Consider the following 13,581-nt stretch of genomic DNA (forward strand, 5'->3'; position numbering starts at 1 on the left):
TTATTGATTGGAGGGTGCTGCATGACCAAGAAAAAGCCGAAAGAGAAGCTGACTGACAAGGATTTGAAGGAACTGATGGGTGTGAATAGACCGACGTACGGACGTGGCAGCGGTGGATCCATAAAGCAAAAGGGGCGATTCTATGAATAAGCGACAAATCGAAGCGCTGTTGAAAGATTATCACTGGATGATGAACAGTATTAAACTGCTCCGTGAATCAATGGAGGATGCCGGAGAGAAACTCACAGCCCAATATGGTATTGAATCCGTTATGCCGAAAGCACAAGGTGGTGGCCAGAGTGATCCGGTGGCTAAAGAGACAGCCAGACGCGAAAAGCGTTGGAACAAGGTCGCTCAGTATGAGGAGAAGGTAAAGCTCATTCAAGATCGTATTCACTTGATCAAGGACGACCGGGAAGTTGAGGTGTTGCATTGGTTACTCGAGGGGAAATCTTTAAGGTGGATTGGTAAGCATATGGGATTGTCTCACTCTCATGTGAACCGTATTCGAGAATCCATTGTAGGTAAAATTGCAGAAAATGTTCCAGAGGTTCCAAATGTTCCAGAAGAAACAGATTTTGCGGTAGTTACATCCCCATGCTAGACTGGAAGGCAGGACGGGGTGGACATAGACTCCATTACAGCAGGATACAAAATCGTACAAATCATAGACCCTAACAGGTCTTATTCTTTAAAATAGAGCCATCACTAAAACTTAGGACGGTGGCTTAAATATGACAATTGGTAGTTTACTCTTAAATTTATTTTTAGGTTTAATTTCAGGGTCGGTTGTTTCTTGCTATTTTAAGAGGAATGAAGAAGAAAAAGAGTATAGAGAGTCTGTTTATTACGAAAAACAAAGTGTCGCATTTCATCTCCAAGAGGTTAGAGGAGAGCTTACGTTTTTAATTGATGAAACTCCAGACAAGTATGATATAAAGCAGGTAAAACGTATAGCAAGCAAGAGAGTAATGACTGAAAATTTAGCAGCAGGAAAACATAACTATACAATCAGTGAACAAGATAAAGACGCTCTCTTAAAATACAGTAAAAAGCTTGAGGAAATTAAAAGTGGAATTGATACCACCATAAATAATGCACGTATCAAAAAATGGGACGAGGAGATAGCGAAAATTATGATTGACGTTCTAAAAATCAAAGTACAAAAAACTCGAACGAACGGCCGTGGAGGGGGAAGGACGTAAATGGCAGCCGACCCATAAGAAAGCGGAGCAGGATTACCTAAAAGGCATAGAATAAAAGGAAAATGAGTGTTTGTGATTACCACACAATTGGCGAACCATTGAAACGGATAACCATCCTTTTTTTCTATGAAGGGGAATATCAATGAAACCATATGCCAAACAATTTTATAAATCAGCAGCCTGGCGGTATTGTCGTCAGGCTTATTTTGTGGATTAAGATCAGGAGTGATAGCTCATGCCCCGTAAACCAAAGAAGCCCTGCAGTTACCCCAGGTGTTCGGCCCTCACGTACGACAGGTTCTGTGACGAGCATAAGACTACATACACCAGGCAGGCAGATAAGAAGCGCGGTACAGCTACCCAGCGTGGCTATGATGCCAGGTGGCGGAAGGCCAGAGCCTGGTACTTGAAGCGTCATTCGCTGTGTGTCCATTGTCGCCAGAAGAATCGATACACACCGGCTGATGTTGTGGACCACATCATGCCACACCGTGGAGACTATGGGCTGTTCTGGGATGAAGAGAACTGGCAGAGCTTATGCAAGGCTTGCCATGATAAGAAGACTGCGAAGGAGGAATGAGAAGATGAACAGCACAGTACAAGTTAATGTCAAAGATATGAAGTCCGTGGGGAATTTGATTGAAGATGCTTGTAGTCTTGGCGAGGAATTACTTGAGAAAGAAGAATTGACGACAAGAGAGAAAAAGTTTTTGTCTACTCTTGATGAAGTGGTGGATAAATTTTGAGAGGGAGGGCGGGTCAAATCCCTAGAGAGTTTTCGCTATAGACCGTCGGGGCAGTCACGCGCGAAATTTCGCGATATTCGATGAGAGGGGGTAACGACGATGACCCAACGAGGAAGACCACCAAAACCATCCAATTTAAAAGTACTAGAAGGAAATCCGGGCAAGCGTCCGCTGCCCGAAGATGAACCTAATCCGAAACCAGTTTCTCCTAAACCTCCGACCTGGCTGAACACGGATGCTAAAAAAATGTGGAAGCGGCTGGAACCGGAATTGGAAAGCATGGGTCTGCTGACTGTTGTGGACGGTGAAGCTTTTGCTGCTGCTTGTCAGAGTTACGGCGTCTGGCTGGAATGTGAAAAGTTTTTCAAAAAGAAAAATCCTGAAACTGGTCAACGATACGGGCGGACGTATGAATATACAAACAAAGCCGGTGCCACGAATATAACGGAACGCCCGGAAGTGAAGATAGGGCAAAAGGCGTTGGCTGACTTCCGCGCTTTCTGTTCAGAGTTTGGGTTGACACCGGCAAGCCGAACCAGGCTTTCTACGAAATCCGGAGATAGCGAGGAGGATCCGATGGAACAACTGTTAGGTGGTTAGACTATGTACTTTGACGAAGCGAAAGCCCAGCGGACCATAAAATTTATTGAAAACCTGAAGCACACAAAGGATCCTTGGTATGGTGTAAATTTTGAACTGCTACCTTGGCAGCGTGAGATCGTATCCGATGTTTTTGGGACAATGAATGAAGACGGCTACCGGCAGTACAATACGGCTTACGTTGAAATCCCAAAGAAAAATGGGAAGTCCGAAATGGCAGCGGCGGTTGCTCTGTATATGCTGGGAGCTGATGGGGAACGCGGTGCAGAAGTTTACGGCGCTGCGGCGGATCGGCAACAGGCATCCATCGTTTTTGATGTGGCCATGGAAATGGTAGAGCAGAGCCCTGCTCTGAAAAAGCGTATCAAGCCGACCACCTCTCAAAAGCGGATGATTTATAAGCCGACCAATAGCTTTTACCAGGTCCTGTCTTCTGAGGCGTTCACCAAGCACGGACTGAACGTCCATGGCGTTATCTTTGATGAGCTGCACGCGCAGCCCAACCGAGAATTATATGATGTACTGACCAAGGGCTCAGGGGATGCCAGAATGCAGCCTCTGTTTTTTCTTATTACCACGGCGGGCGATGATCCAGACCGGACAAGCATCGGCTGGGAAGTCCACCAGAAAGCCCTTGATGTTTTGCAGGGACATCGGAAACTGACGAATTTTTACCCTAAGATTTATGGATTGGGCGAAGATGAAGACTGGACGGATGAGGAAAATTGGAAGAAAGCTAATCCCAGCATTGGTCATACCATCCGCATAGATACCGTGAGAAATTGGTACGAAGATGCGAAAGAAAGCCCAGCGGAAGAAAAAGCCTTTCGGCAGCTGCGTCTTAATCAGTGGGTGAAAATCAAAACCAGCAAGTGGCTCAGTTTGGATATTTGGGACGCTTCGACAGGTGCTGTTATTCCAGATAAGTTGAAAGGCCGGGAATGCTACGGCGGGTTAGACCTATCCAGCAAAATTGATTTAACTTCCTTTGTGTTGATATTCACCCCAACGGAAGAGGATCCAAATTACTACGTCCTCCCTAAATTTTGGATTCCAGAAGAGAATATCAAGGAGCGAGTGCAGCGGGATCATGTTCCCTATGATAGCTGGGTCCAGCAGGGATTGATACAGACAACCCCCGGCAATGTCATCGATTATGACTTCATCAAAAAAGAGATCATGGATGCTGCGGATATGTACGACCTGCAGGAAGTTGGATATGATAAATGGCATGCTGAACAGATAGCCATACAGCTGGAAGAGCAGGATATCAATATGGTCCCTGTTATCCAGGGGGCCAAGTCCATGTCCGAACCGATGAAAAATATTGAGGTTCTAACCCGGAAACAGCGGCTGAAGCATGGTGGCCATAAGGTGCTTCGTTGGAACTTGAGTAATGTGGAAACGAAAATGGATGAAAACGAGAACGTAAGACCGGTCAAAGGGAAGTCAATTGAACGAATAGACGGCTTTGTTGCTATGGTAAACAGCATGGCCAGAATTATCGTCTATGAAGACGATTCGTCCGTTTACGAGAACAAAGGCATTAAGGCCTTTTAAGGAGTTGGTCCGGTGGATGTAAGCGACATTTTAATTTTGACAGGCATTTTACTCATTGGCATTGGGCTATTTCTTATAAACCCAGTGCTTTTATTATTTCTAGGAGGCGGCCTTTTTATCTTCTTAGGCTGGACCAGAGAGGAGGTGACGTATGGGGCTGATAACGGATTGGATGAAAACGAGAACAAGCAGCACGAGTAATTTGGCCAGGCCGGAAACTTGGGCTATGAATATGTTCCGTGGCGGTAAATCAAAAACAGGCGTAAGCGTGAACGAGTATAAAGCGATGCAGTCCACGGCGGTATTTGGGTGCGTCCGAATCATATCAGAAACGATGGCCACACTCCCCCTGCCGGTTTACCGCCGGCTGGAGCCACGCGGAAAGGAACGTGCAAGAGATCACCATCTGTATGATCTTTTGCAGAATAAACCAAACGATGAAATGACGGCATTTACATTGAGGGAAACGCTCTCTGCTCATCTTTGCTTGTGGGGAAACGCTTATGCGGAAATTGAGTATGACGGAGCCGGGCGCCCGCGCGCGTTATGGCCGTTACTTCCTAACCAAACCTGGCCTGAAAGGGACCAGCGCACATACGAGATCTTCTACCACGTGACAACGCCGGATGGACACTATGTGAAGTTGCCCGCATCACGGGTGCTGCACATCCCAGGGCTGTCGCTGAATGGGTTGACGGGGCTTTCTCCTATCGGCATGGCCCGGGAAGCGGTCGGGTTGTCGCTGGCAACCGAAGAATTTGGCGCTAACTTCTTTGAAAATGGCACCAATATTGGGGCCATAGCGGAGCATCCAAAGCAGCTAACGGAACAGGGTTCTAAGAATCTGCGTGAAAGTATTAATGACACGTATGCTGGGCTAGGTAAAAGCCACCGCGTCATGTTGCTGGAAGAGGGAATGAAGTTCCAAAAAATAGGAATACCGCCTAATGACGCGCAGTTTCTGGAGACGCGGAAGTTTCAGACGGAAGAAATCGCCCGCGTTTTCCGGGTACCGCCGCACATGCTGGCTGATCTGAGCCAGGCTACCTTTTCGAATATCGAGCAGCAGTCCTTAGACTTTGTAAAAAATACGATGGGACCTTGGATAAAACGTTGGGAGCAAGCCATCAACACGAAGCTGTTTGGCAGGGACGGCCGCAAACACTATTTTGCAGAATTTGTGTTAGATAGTTTGTTGCGTGGAGATATCAAAACAAGGTATGAGGCGTATGCGATTGGCCGGCAGAATGGGTGGCTTTCCGCGAATGATATTCGGGAGAAGGAGAACGAGAATCCCCTTGACGGCGGCGATATCTATCTTGTGCCGCTGAATATGGTGCCGGCGGATAGCGTTACCCAGGATGATAATGACCCTGAACCTGATCCACCTCCTGACAGTCGTTCCGAAAAACGATCAGCTACCAGAGCACAAAGAAACGGTGTGGAGATTCGGGCGCGAACGACACGAAGCCACAAGCGCATGTTTAAAGAGGCTTTCCAGCGTGTGATTAATCGTGAGGAAGCCGATGTGATGCGCCAGGCGAAAAAACAGATGAGAGATCAAGAACAATTCGACAACTGGCTTTCTGATTTTTATAACGAACATGAAGATTACTTTGAAAAACAGATGATGCCGGCGTTGATGTCCTTTGGGGAAAACATTTTCGGGCAGGCAGCTAGTGAAGTCGGGGACGATCAAGATTTTACGCCAGAGGCTAAAGACTTTCTCCGGGAATACCATGCTTTAATGTTTCGAAGGCACGCCGGTCAGTCTGTCAAACAGCTCCGGACAGCCATGAATAACGCCATAGCTAATAACGAGGACCCTGTAGAAGCGCTGCAGGGTCGTTTTAATGATTGGAATGAACATGACAGGGCAGAGCAGGAAGCCTCAGAAGAAACGGTTCGTGCCGGCAGTGCTGTAGCAAAAGAAGCATGGATTGCTGCTGGTGTTATGAAAATACGCTGGGTTGGTGACGGCTCCCCCTGTGAGTATTGCCAGGAGCTAGACGGTCAGGTAGTCGGTATCAAGTCTTCTTTTGTTCGAGAAGGCGATGATGTAAACCCCGATGCTCCGGATGGAGGGTTAAAACCTTCCTCAAACATTAGCCATCCACCTTTACATGACGGCTGTGAATGCTCGATTGCAGCTGAACAAAATTAGAAAGGGTGAAAGTATGCCAACGCCTTTAGAATTACGCTCTGCTACAGCAGAGAAATTGGAAGAACGCTCGTTCGATATGACACGAGTTGAAACCCGTGAAGAAGATGGAAAAAACATTGTCGCTGGATATGCGGCGGAGTTTGAAAAAATGTCTGTTCCTATTTTTGGGTTCCGGGAGAAAATCAAGCGCGGCGCTTTCAGTAAATCGCTTAGCGATAACACCGTAAAGGCATTATGGAATCACAATACAGATATGGTGCTGGGAAGTACAAAGACCGGAACGCTAAGGCTGAACGAAGATGAGAGAGGCCTTGCGTTTGAATTGGATATGCCAGATACCAGTTGGGGCAGAGACGCTTTTTCCAGTATAAAACGGGGGGATGTTGATGGTGTCAGTTTTGGGTTTCGAGTCATCCAGGATGAGTGGGATCACTCGGATCCGGATGAAGCGATTCGGACGTTGGTGGAGGTGCAGCTGCATGAAATCAGCCCGACTGGTTTCCCTGCTTACCCACAAACCTCCGTGAGCGCTCGCTCTGTGTTGGGTTCCGTTGGGATTGATTTTGACGGACTGACGAATGTTATTAAGCGTTCGGAAAACGGAGCGGAGCTTACAAAAACAGATCAAGATCTTATACGTTCCACGGTGAAAGTCTTGAATAAATATGCCGGTGATGTCCAGGAGGGCGCACCGGCAGACGAGCAAGAAGCGCAGGAGCGCAGTATTGCTATGAGAAAAGCTAAATTAAAATTACTGGAGGTTGAAAACGATGGATAGAATTTTAAAGCTACGTCAAGAAAGAGCAAGATTGGTAAAGCAGATGCGGGAATTGATTGAAACAGCAGAAAGTGAGAAGCGCTCCTTGGATGAAGAGCAGTATCAGCGCATGGAGAAGGAAGTGGACCGGCTTGGAACAGAGATCGAACGAGAAGAACGGCTGAACGGTATTGAGAGTGAAATGGACCAGCGGGACGGTCGTTCTGCTCACCAAGATCCTAGTCAAGATCCACAGGGGCAGGAGCAACGTAACGTGCACCCGCGTGCCACAGAAGAATACCGTAATGCTTTCTGGAGAGCTCAGCGTGCAGGACGTAACGCTCTCTCCGCCGATCAATACGATCAACTCATGAACACGGAAGTGCGTGCTCTTGCAGTTGGTACGGACTCCGCCGGAGGTTACACTGTACCGGATGAATTTGAACAGCAGCTTGTTCAGGAACTGGAAGAACGTAATATCATGCGCGGACTTGCTACGGTTATTTCTACGTCTTCTGGCGCTCGTGAAATTCCGATTGAAGCGGATAAGGGTTCCGCGGCATGGTTAGATGAGGAAGCAGAGTACACAACTAGTGATGCTGAGTTTGCCCAGAAGGTGCTGAACGCGTATAAACTGGGTCGTATTATGAAAATTTCAGAGGAACTGCTTAACGATTCCGCCTTTAACGTGGAAAGTTACACCAGGAACTCCTTTGCACGCTCTTTCGCGGAAGCAGAAGAAGCAGCGTTTGTGAGTGGGGACGGATCGAATAAACCAACCGGTGTGTTCCAGGACGCCCAGGAAGGCCATACAGCTGCGGCTACTGATGCTGTCACAGCCGATGAGCTGATTGATTTGTTTCACTCCCTGCGCCGTCCGTATCGTCGCCGGGCCACTTTTATGATGGGTGATTCCACAGCAAAAGCTATCCGGAAACTAAAAGACAGCAACGACCAATATATCTGGCAGCCAGGGCTGCAGGCGGGACAAGCAGACCGCATTCTTGGTCGTCCGACAGCCATTTCTGACAACTCCCCAATACTTGCCGCCGGGAACTCTCCTATCCTGTTTGGGGATATATCCTATTACTGGATTGCAGACCGCCAGGGTCGTGTTATGCAACGTTTGGACGAGCTGTATGCTGCCACTGGACAAGTTGGTTTCCGCATGCGCCAGCGCGTAGACGGCAAGCTGATTCTTCCAGAAGCCGTGAAGAAACTTACAATGGCATCAGGATCCTAAGAATAGGGATTTTCATCCTTCTTCTCTCTTTTTATAGAAAGTAGGTGATGGTATGAAAGTTGAAGTTGTAAGAAATATCTCCGGCATTGGTTTCAGCTACTCGAAAGGCGTGCAGGATATAGACAAAGAACAGGCCGAAAAGCTGATAAAAGCCGGCCACGCTAAACCAACCGGCGAAGAAACAGCTACAAAAACCGCAGCGGAAGACACTACGACGAAGCGGAAGCACCCGGAAAAGAAAAAGAGTGATAGCTGATGCAGCGTAAATTGATTACTCCAGCTGCTGAATTGCCTGTTTCCCTCGGGGCATTGAAAGACCATCTACGGATAGAACACGATGATGAAGATGTCAGCCTGGAAAGCTACCTTAAAGCGGCTACCAAACACGCGGAACAAGTGCTAACGTACCGGGCTTTTATGACCCAGACGTGGCAGTTGATTCTTTCTGATTTTCAAGATGAAATATTGCTCCCCTATCCACCTTTGCAGTCAGTAAATAAAGTAACCTACAGGGGTAAAGCAGGAGAGGAACACGAAGTAGATGCTTCGATGTATATTGTGGATACTGATTCCGAGCCAGGGCGCATTGTCCGTAAAAAAGATAAGTCCTGGCCAACTGATTTAGATCAACACAACTCTGTCACTATTGAATTTACGGCGGGGTATGCTTCTTCTGACGATATTCCGGAAAACTTTAAGATTGGCTTGCTAATGCTAACCGCACACTTTTACGAGAATAGAGAGCCGGTACTTGTCGGCAGCATGATAAACACACTCCCTTTCACAATAGAAGCTTTATTTGAAAGGGTGTATACCGTATGAAACCGATACGAGCCGGAAAATTTAAACACCGTATTTCAATCTTGAAAGAAGATAGAGTCAGAAAGCCTGGTGGAGAATATGAGACCGACTGGGTGGAGCATTTGAAGTCACGGGCACGCGTTGTACCGCTCTCCGGTTCCGAACGTTATGAAGCGCAGCAGGTACAGTCTACCATGTCTCACCGTGTGGAGATGCGATATCGCCCGGGCATCAAACCGCAGATGCGCGTTGAGTATGATGGTCGTATTCTTAAAATTGAAGCTGTGTTGAATTTGGAGGAAGCAGACCGGGAGCTACACTTGATGACCAGTGAGGTGGTTACATGAAAGTAGAAGTCGAAGGCCTAGAAAAAACAATGAAAAAGCTCGATGATTGGGCTGCGGCTAAACAAAAAGGCATCAAAGATAATGTGTCTTCCACTGCTAAATTAGTGGAAGCATCCCAGAAAAGTAAAGTAGCTGTGCGTTCTGGTGATTTGAAAGATTCTATCGGCATTGTAGAAGAAGACAACGGCTTCACTACGAAAGTGGGGCCGAAAAATCCTGTTGGTAAACGCGCTCATTTCACGGAGCTGGGCACTGTGAATCACGGAGCCACTCCTTTTATTCGTCCTTCGGCTGAGATGAACAAAGCGCAATTTGTAGCAGGTCTGACGAAAGAGCTGAATACACCATGATTGTATCCTTTTGGGATGTACAGGTTGCATTGGACACCAGGCTCTATAACGATATTTCTGAGATGGTGACAGGCGTCTATGACAATCCTCCGGGTGGTGTAGAGTTTCCGTATGTCAATTACGGCGCTCCGACTAGCACACCGTTTGATACCAAGTTATCTCACGGCGCAGAAATCACCTTTCAGATTGACATATGGAGTCAAAATGGAACGAAAGAATGCTCTGTTATTATGGGCGCCATAGAGGAAGCTTTGGAGAATGAACCGTTGCCGATGGGTGACGGATTTTCTATGGCCATGAAGCGTTTGGAGTACGCAGAGATTTTAGACGATCAAGACGGAAAAACCAAACACGGGGTACTGCAGTACCGCGTGATAATTGAAAAGGAGGAATAGAAAATGGCCCGTGGCGTTAATTTTTTAATAAAAGTGAACACTGCCAATTCGGACACTCCTTCCTATGAAGCTGTTGCCGCTCAGCGGAGTGGTACCTTTAACAGGGGTTATGACACAATTGACATGACCAGCAAGGACAATAGCGGGTGGCAGGATTCCGATTACGGAAACGGTAATTGGTCCATCAGTGGCAGCGGGGTGTTGGAAGAAGAAGACCCAGCTCTTGATGCTTTGGATGCAGCATTTTTGGCGGCAGAAACCGTAATGGTGCAGTTTGAGTTTGCGAGCGGTAAAAAGTATGAAGGGGAGGCGGTTATCACTGATTTCAGTATAGAAGCGCCTCACGATGATGTAGCAACGTATTCTCTGGAGCTGACTGGCAAGGGTAAATACGAAGAAATTGAAGCATCCGCATCATAATCAGGAGAGGGTGAGCCCCTCTCCTTTTCTTTAAGAAGGAAGGTGACGATATGACAGAAATAACATTGGGCGGCGAAAAACGACAATTGCGCTTTTCCCATATTGCCATGAAATCGATGGAAGAACACTACAATATGGGGCTGGCACGGGTTTTCAAAGAGGTAGACATGGAATCAATCGATAACATGGCCGTGATGATATGGGCATGCCTGCGCCGTTTTGATAAAAGTGTAAGCATGGATGATGTAGAAATATGGCTGGATGACTCTATCGAAAACGGAGAAACGTCCTATGAAGAGATCGGGGAGAAGATTCAGGAAGTGTTCCAAAACAGCATGCTGGTAAAACAGGCGACACCAGAGTCTGAAGACAAATCAAAAAACAAAACAGGGGCTTAGATTGGGGGAGGCGTGAGCAGTACGCTTATGGTTGGCTTGATCTAAGCCCCAGTGAATTTTGGGACATGACACCGCGGGTTTTTGAGTTAAAGCTAGAAGGTTTGATGGAGAAAGAAGCCTGGACTGCGCTGCTGCAGAGGAAGGCGAAAACGGAGAAAAAGGTAAGCCTGGATAGCTTGTTAGGAAGAGAACCGGAAGTAGATCCAGACAAGGTTGTATCCATCAAAGAACATCAGGACTTGATGAAAGAAATGGAAAAGAAATTTGCAAAGTAACTCCTGTTTCAGGGGTTATTTTTTGTGCCTTGGAAAGGCAGGTGAAACAGAATGGCTACACTGTCAGAAATGAGCGTCAAAATCGGGGCGGATACCTCTGGCTTTGAAAAAGGGATGCAAAACGCAGCCAAGAAAATGGACTCTGTCGGCAAAGGAATGCGGAATGTCGGCGGTGCTATGACCAAATGGGTATCCGGGCCGATGGCTGGCGCGACAGCTGGACTTGGAGCACTTGTCGGCAAGACTGCCCAGGCAGGAGACGAGGCTGCTAAAAATGCCCGAAAAGTCGGCGTCAGCACGGAAGCTTATCAGGAATACCAATACGCGCTTGGCCAAGCGGGCATGAGTTCAGAGGATACAGACAAGGCCCTGGGGCGCCTTAACCAACGTATGGGGCAGGCGGCTGCTGGTAACGAAAAGTACGCAGACGCGCTTACGGGTGTGGGCGTGAACATGGAAGACGTGAAAAACGGCTCCATATCAACTGATGAAGCTATGATGCAGTCTCTTGAAACGTTAAGTGGTATGGAAAACGAACAGGAAAGGGCTGCAGCTGCTACCGAACTGTTTGGTACCAAGATGGCTCGTGAAATGATGCCGGCACTTGAAGCTGGGGCCGGAGGCATTGAAGATGCCCGTAAAAAGGCGCAGGAGCTCGGCATTGTTATCGGTGACGAAGCTGCTCAAAAATCAGAGGCTTTTAATGACAAAATGGAAGACTTGGGCGCGCGCATGAAAGGGCTGGGACAGGAAATCGGTTCTAAGCTCATACCTATCATTATGGACCAGCTCATTCCTGCGTTTGAGAATAATATTCTCCCTATGTTTGAGAAAGTCGGAAATAAAATCGTCGATGTTGTGGACTGGTTTACAAACCTCAGTCCTCAAATGCAAGGGGTGGCTGCAGCTGGTGCGGCTTTAGCAGCTGCCCTGGGGCCGATGCTTGTGGTTCTCGGAAGTATTGTCAGCGCCGTTACGAAGATCACTCCACTATTTACGGCGTTGGGGACTGTCATGGGGACGGTATCAGCCCCAGTTTTGGCTGTTGTGGCAGCTGTCGCCGCATTAGCTGCAGGACTGGTTTACCTCTGGAACACGAATGACGACTTTCGAGAAGCGCTTATCAGCGCATGGGAAAAAATAAAACAGGTCGGCATGACCGTGTTCAATACTGTTAAAGATTTTTTGTTACAGACATGGGAGCAGATTCAGTCCGAAACAAAGGCTGTTTGGGATTCAATCAAAAGTGCTGTACAGACAGTGATGGACGCTATTTCAAATATCATTGAAACCGTATGGTCGTACATTCAGACGCAATGGGATAAATACGGAGAGTATATTCTGGATGCTGCTAAGTCGATATGGGATCTCATTAAAACAACAATTGAGAATGCCATAACTATTGTCTCTAATATCATCCAGACGGTGATGAACCTCATTTCCGGCGACTGGGAAACAGCCTGGCAGAACATCAAGACGATTGGCCAGACGCTCTGGGATCAGATTAAAGCTGTGGTAGAGACAGCTATTGATATTGTGAAAAACGTTATCCAGGCCACAATGAAAGCCATTAAAAACATTATTCAAAGTATCTGGAACGCTGTTAAAGGCGTTATTCAATCGGTGTTAAATAGAATTAAAAACTTGATTTCAAACGCATGGAACGGTATTTCTAGTACAATTAGCAGTATTTTGAATGGGGTTAAGTCCACCATTAGCAGCATATGGAACGGCATTAAAAATACAATTTCTACCGTTGTTAATAACATCAGGAGCACGATAAGTGATATTTTTAATTCTTTATCTGATGTTGTAACTAGTGCTATGGATAACGTTAGTGGGGCAGTAAAGACAGGAATAAACAATGCGTACGAGACTATAACGGGCATAGTTTCTAAATTTTTCGATGCTGGTAAAAACATTGTTACGAGTATCGCTGATGGGATAAAAAGTGCAATGGGAAAAGTAACAGGGGCTATGGAAGATATGGTAAGTAAGGCTCGTGATTTCTTACCTTTTTCACCTGCAAAAGAAGGCCCTCTTAAAGATTTAAATAAATTGAATTTTGGAGGACCTATATCAGATTCTATATTAAAAGATAAAAGAGTTATCCAAAATGCCATGAATTCCGCATTAACAGTGAATGAACCCAAGATGAATTTAGGATCAACGTCAACTCCTTTAGAAAAGAAACGGAGTACAAAGGGAGCTGATATTAGGCTGAACCAAACGATAAATGGCATTCAGCCTGGTGATGTACAGCGTGAAACACAACGCGCACTTCGACGTCTAGCAACAGATTTTAATGTTTAGGAGGTGT

The 13,581-nt window shown here is 46.8% G+C and carries 19 protein-coding genes; all 19 read left to right on the top strand.

The window, feature by feature from the left end; genetic code table 11:
- The first annotated feature begins 21 nt into the window (after positions 1-21).
- The 19 genes from ACFSUB_RS01210 (at position 22) to ACFSUB_RS01300 (ending at position 13,574) form a co-directional block, all read left to right on the top strand.
- A complete protein-coding gene (locus ACFSUB_RS01210) occupies positions 22-150 on the top strand; it encodes a hypothetical protein (protein ID WP_281244712.1) in 129 nt (42 codons plus the stop codon).
- Positions 143-604, top strand: a complete 462-nt coding sequence (locus tag ACFSUB_RS01215) for a helix-turn-helix transcriptional regulator (protein WP_380711363.1) — start codon at positions 143-145, stop codon at positions 602-604. The genes ACFSUB_RS01210 and ACFSUB_RS01215 overlap by 8 nt, the downstream gene beginning before the upstream one ends.
- A gap of 130 nt (positions 605-734) precedes the next feature.
- Complete coding sequence (locus ACFSUB_RS01220; protein ID WP_380711364.1) at positions 735-1,205, top strand: hypothetical protein; 471 nt, start codon at positions 735-737, stop codon at positions 1,203-1,205.
- Between the two features lie 235 nt (positions 1,206-1,440).
- Positions 1,441-1,785 (top strand): HNH endonuclease, encoded by a 345-nt coding sequence (locus tag ACFSUB_RS01225; protein ID WP_380711365.1) that lies wholly within the window; start codon positions 1,441-1,443, stop codon positions 1,783-1,785.
- A gap of 4 nt (positions 1,786-1,789) precedes the next feature.
- A complete protein-coding gene (locus tag ACFSUB_RS01230; protein ID WP_380711366.1) occupies positions 1,790-1,951 on the top strand; it encodes a hypothetical protein in 162 nt (53 codons plus the stop codon).
- 99 nt (positions 1,952-2,050) lie between these two features.
- Positions 2,051-2,551: a phage terminase small subunit P27 family gene (locus ACFSUB_RS01235; RefSeq protein ID WP_380711368.1), complete on the top strand. Its 501-nt coding sequence runs from the start codon at positions 2,051-2,053 to the stop codon at positions 2,549-2,551.
- A 3-nt stretch (positions 2,552-2,554) separates the two neighbouring features.
- Entirely contained in the window at positions 2,555-4,111 is a 1,557-nt protein-coding gene (locus tag ACFSUB_RS01240; protein WP_380711370.1) for a terminase large subunit, read from the top strand.
- 151 nt (positions 4,112-4,262) lie between these two features.
- Complete coding sequence (locus ACFSUB_RS01245; RefSeq protein WP_380711372.1) at positions 4,263-6,275, top strand: phage portal protein; 2,013 nt, start codon at positions 4,263-4,265, stop codon at positions 6,273-6,275.
- On the top strand, positions 6,256-7,053 hold the full coding sequence (locus ACFSUB_RS01250) for an HK97 family phage prohead protease (protein WP_380711373.1): 798 nt from the start codon (positions 6,256-6,258) through the stop codon (positions 7,051-7,053). The genes ACFSUB_RS01245 and ACFSUB_RS01250 overlap by 20 nt, the downstream gene beginning before the upstream one ends.
- The gene (locus ACFSUB_RS01255) at positions 7,046-8,275 is read left to right on the top strand and encodes a phage major capsid protein (protein WP_380711374.1); all 1,230 of its coding nucleotides are present in this window, start codon (positions 7,046-7,048) and stop codon (positions 8,273-8,275) included. The genes ACFSUB_RS01250 and ACFSUB_RS01255 overlap by 8 nt, the downstream gene beginning before the upstream one ends.
- 52 nt (positions 8,276-8,327) lie before the next feature.
- Positions 8,328-8,531 carry a hypothetical protein gene (locus ACFSUB_RS01260; protein WP_380711375.1) on the top strand — a complete coding sequence of 68 codons (204 nt, stop codon included), beginning with the start codon at positions 8,328-8,330 and terminating at the stop codon, positions 8,529-8,531.
- Entirely contained in the window at positions 8,531-9,097 is a 567-nt protein-coding gene (locus ACFSUB_RS01265) for a head-tail connector protein (protein ID WP_380711376.1), read from the top strand. The genes ACFSUB_RS01260 and ACFSUB_RS01265 overlap by 1 nt, the downstream gene beginning before the upstream one ends.
- Positions 9,094-9,423: a phage head closure protein gene (locus ACFSUB_RS01270; protein ID WP_380711377.1), complete on the top strand. Its 330-nt coding sequence runs from the start codon at positions 9,094-9,096 to the stop codon at positions 9,421-9,423. Before ACFSUB_RS01265 ends, ACFSUB_RS01270 begins: the two co-directional genes overlap by 4 nt.
- Positions 9,420-9,773: an HK97-gp10 family putative phage morphogenesis protein gene (locus ACFSUB_RS01275; RefSeq protein WP_380711378.1), complete on the top strand. Its 354-nt coding sequence runs from the start codon at positions 9,420-9,422 to the stop codon at positions 9,771-9,773. The genes ACFSUB_RS01270 and ACFSUB_RS01275 overlap by 4 nt, the downstream gene beginning before the upstream one ends.
- Positions 9,770-10,168 carry a DUF3168 domain-containing protein gene (locus tag ACFSUB_RS01280; protein WP_380711379.1) on the top strand — a complete coding sequence of 133 codons (399 nt, stop codon included), beginning with the start codon at positions 9,770-9,772 and terminating at the stop codon, positions 10,166-10,168. The genes ACFSUB_RS01275 and ACFSUB_RS01280 overlap by 4 nt, the downstream gene beginning before the upstream one ends.
- A gap of 3 nt (positions 10,169-10,171) precedes the next feature.
- Positions 10,172-10,588 (top strand): phage major tail protein, TP901-1 family, encoded by a 417-nt coding sequence (locus tag ACFSUB_RS01285; protein ID WP_380711380.1) that lies wholly within the window; start codon positions 10,172-10,174, stop codon positions 10,586-10,588.
- Between the two features lie 50 nt (positions 10,589-10,638).
- Positions 10,639-10,986, top strand: a complete 348-nt coding sequence (locus ACFSUB_RS01290) for a hypothetical protein (RefSeq protein ID WP_380711381.1) — start codon at positions 10,639-10,641, stop codon at positions 10,984-10,986.
- 104 nt (positions 10,987-11,090) lie between these two features.
- The gene (locus ACFSUB_RS01295; RefSeq protein WP_380711382.1) at positions 11,091-11,261 is read left to right on the top strand and encodes a hypothetical protein; all 171 of its coding nucleotides are present in this window, start codon (positions 11,091-11,093) and stop codon (positions 11,259-11,261) included.
- Positions 11,262-11,312: 51 nt separating this feature from the next.
- On the top strand, positions 11,313-13,574 hold the full coding sequence (locus tag ACFSUB_RS01300; protein ID WP_380711383.1) for a phage tail protein: 2,262 nt from the start codon (positions 11,313-11,315) through the stop codon (positions 13,572-13,574).
- Positions 13,575-13,581 lie beyond the last annotated feature (7 nt).

The organism is Salibacterium lacus (assembly GCF_042684865.1).
In the GTDB taxonomy this organism is placed as follows: domain Bacteria; phylum Bacillota; class Bacilli; order Bacillales; family Marinococcaceae; genus Salibacterium; species Salibacterium lacus.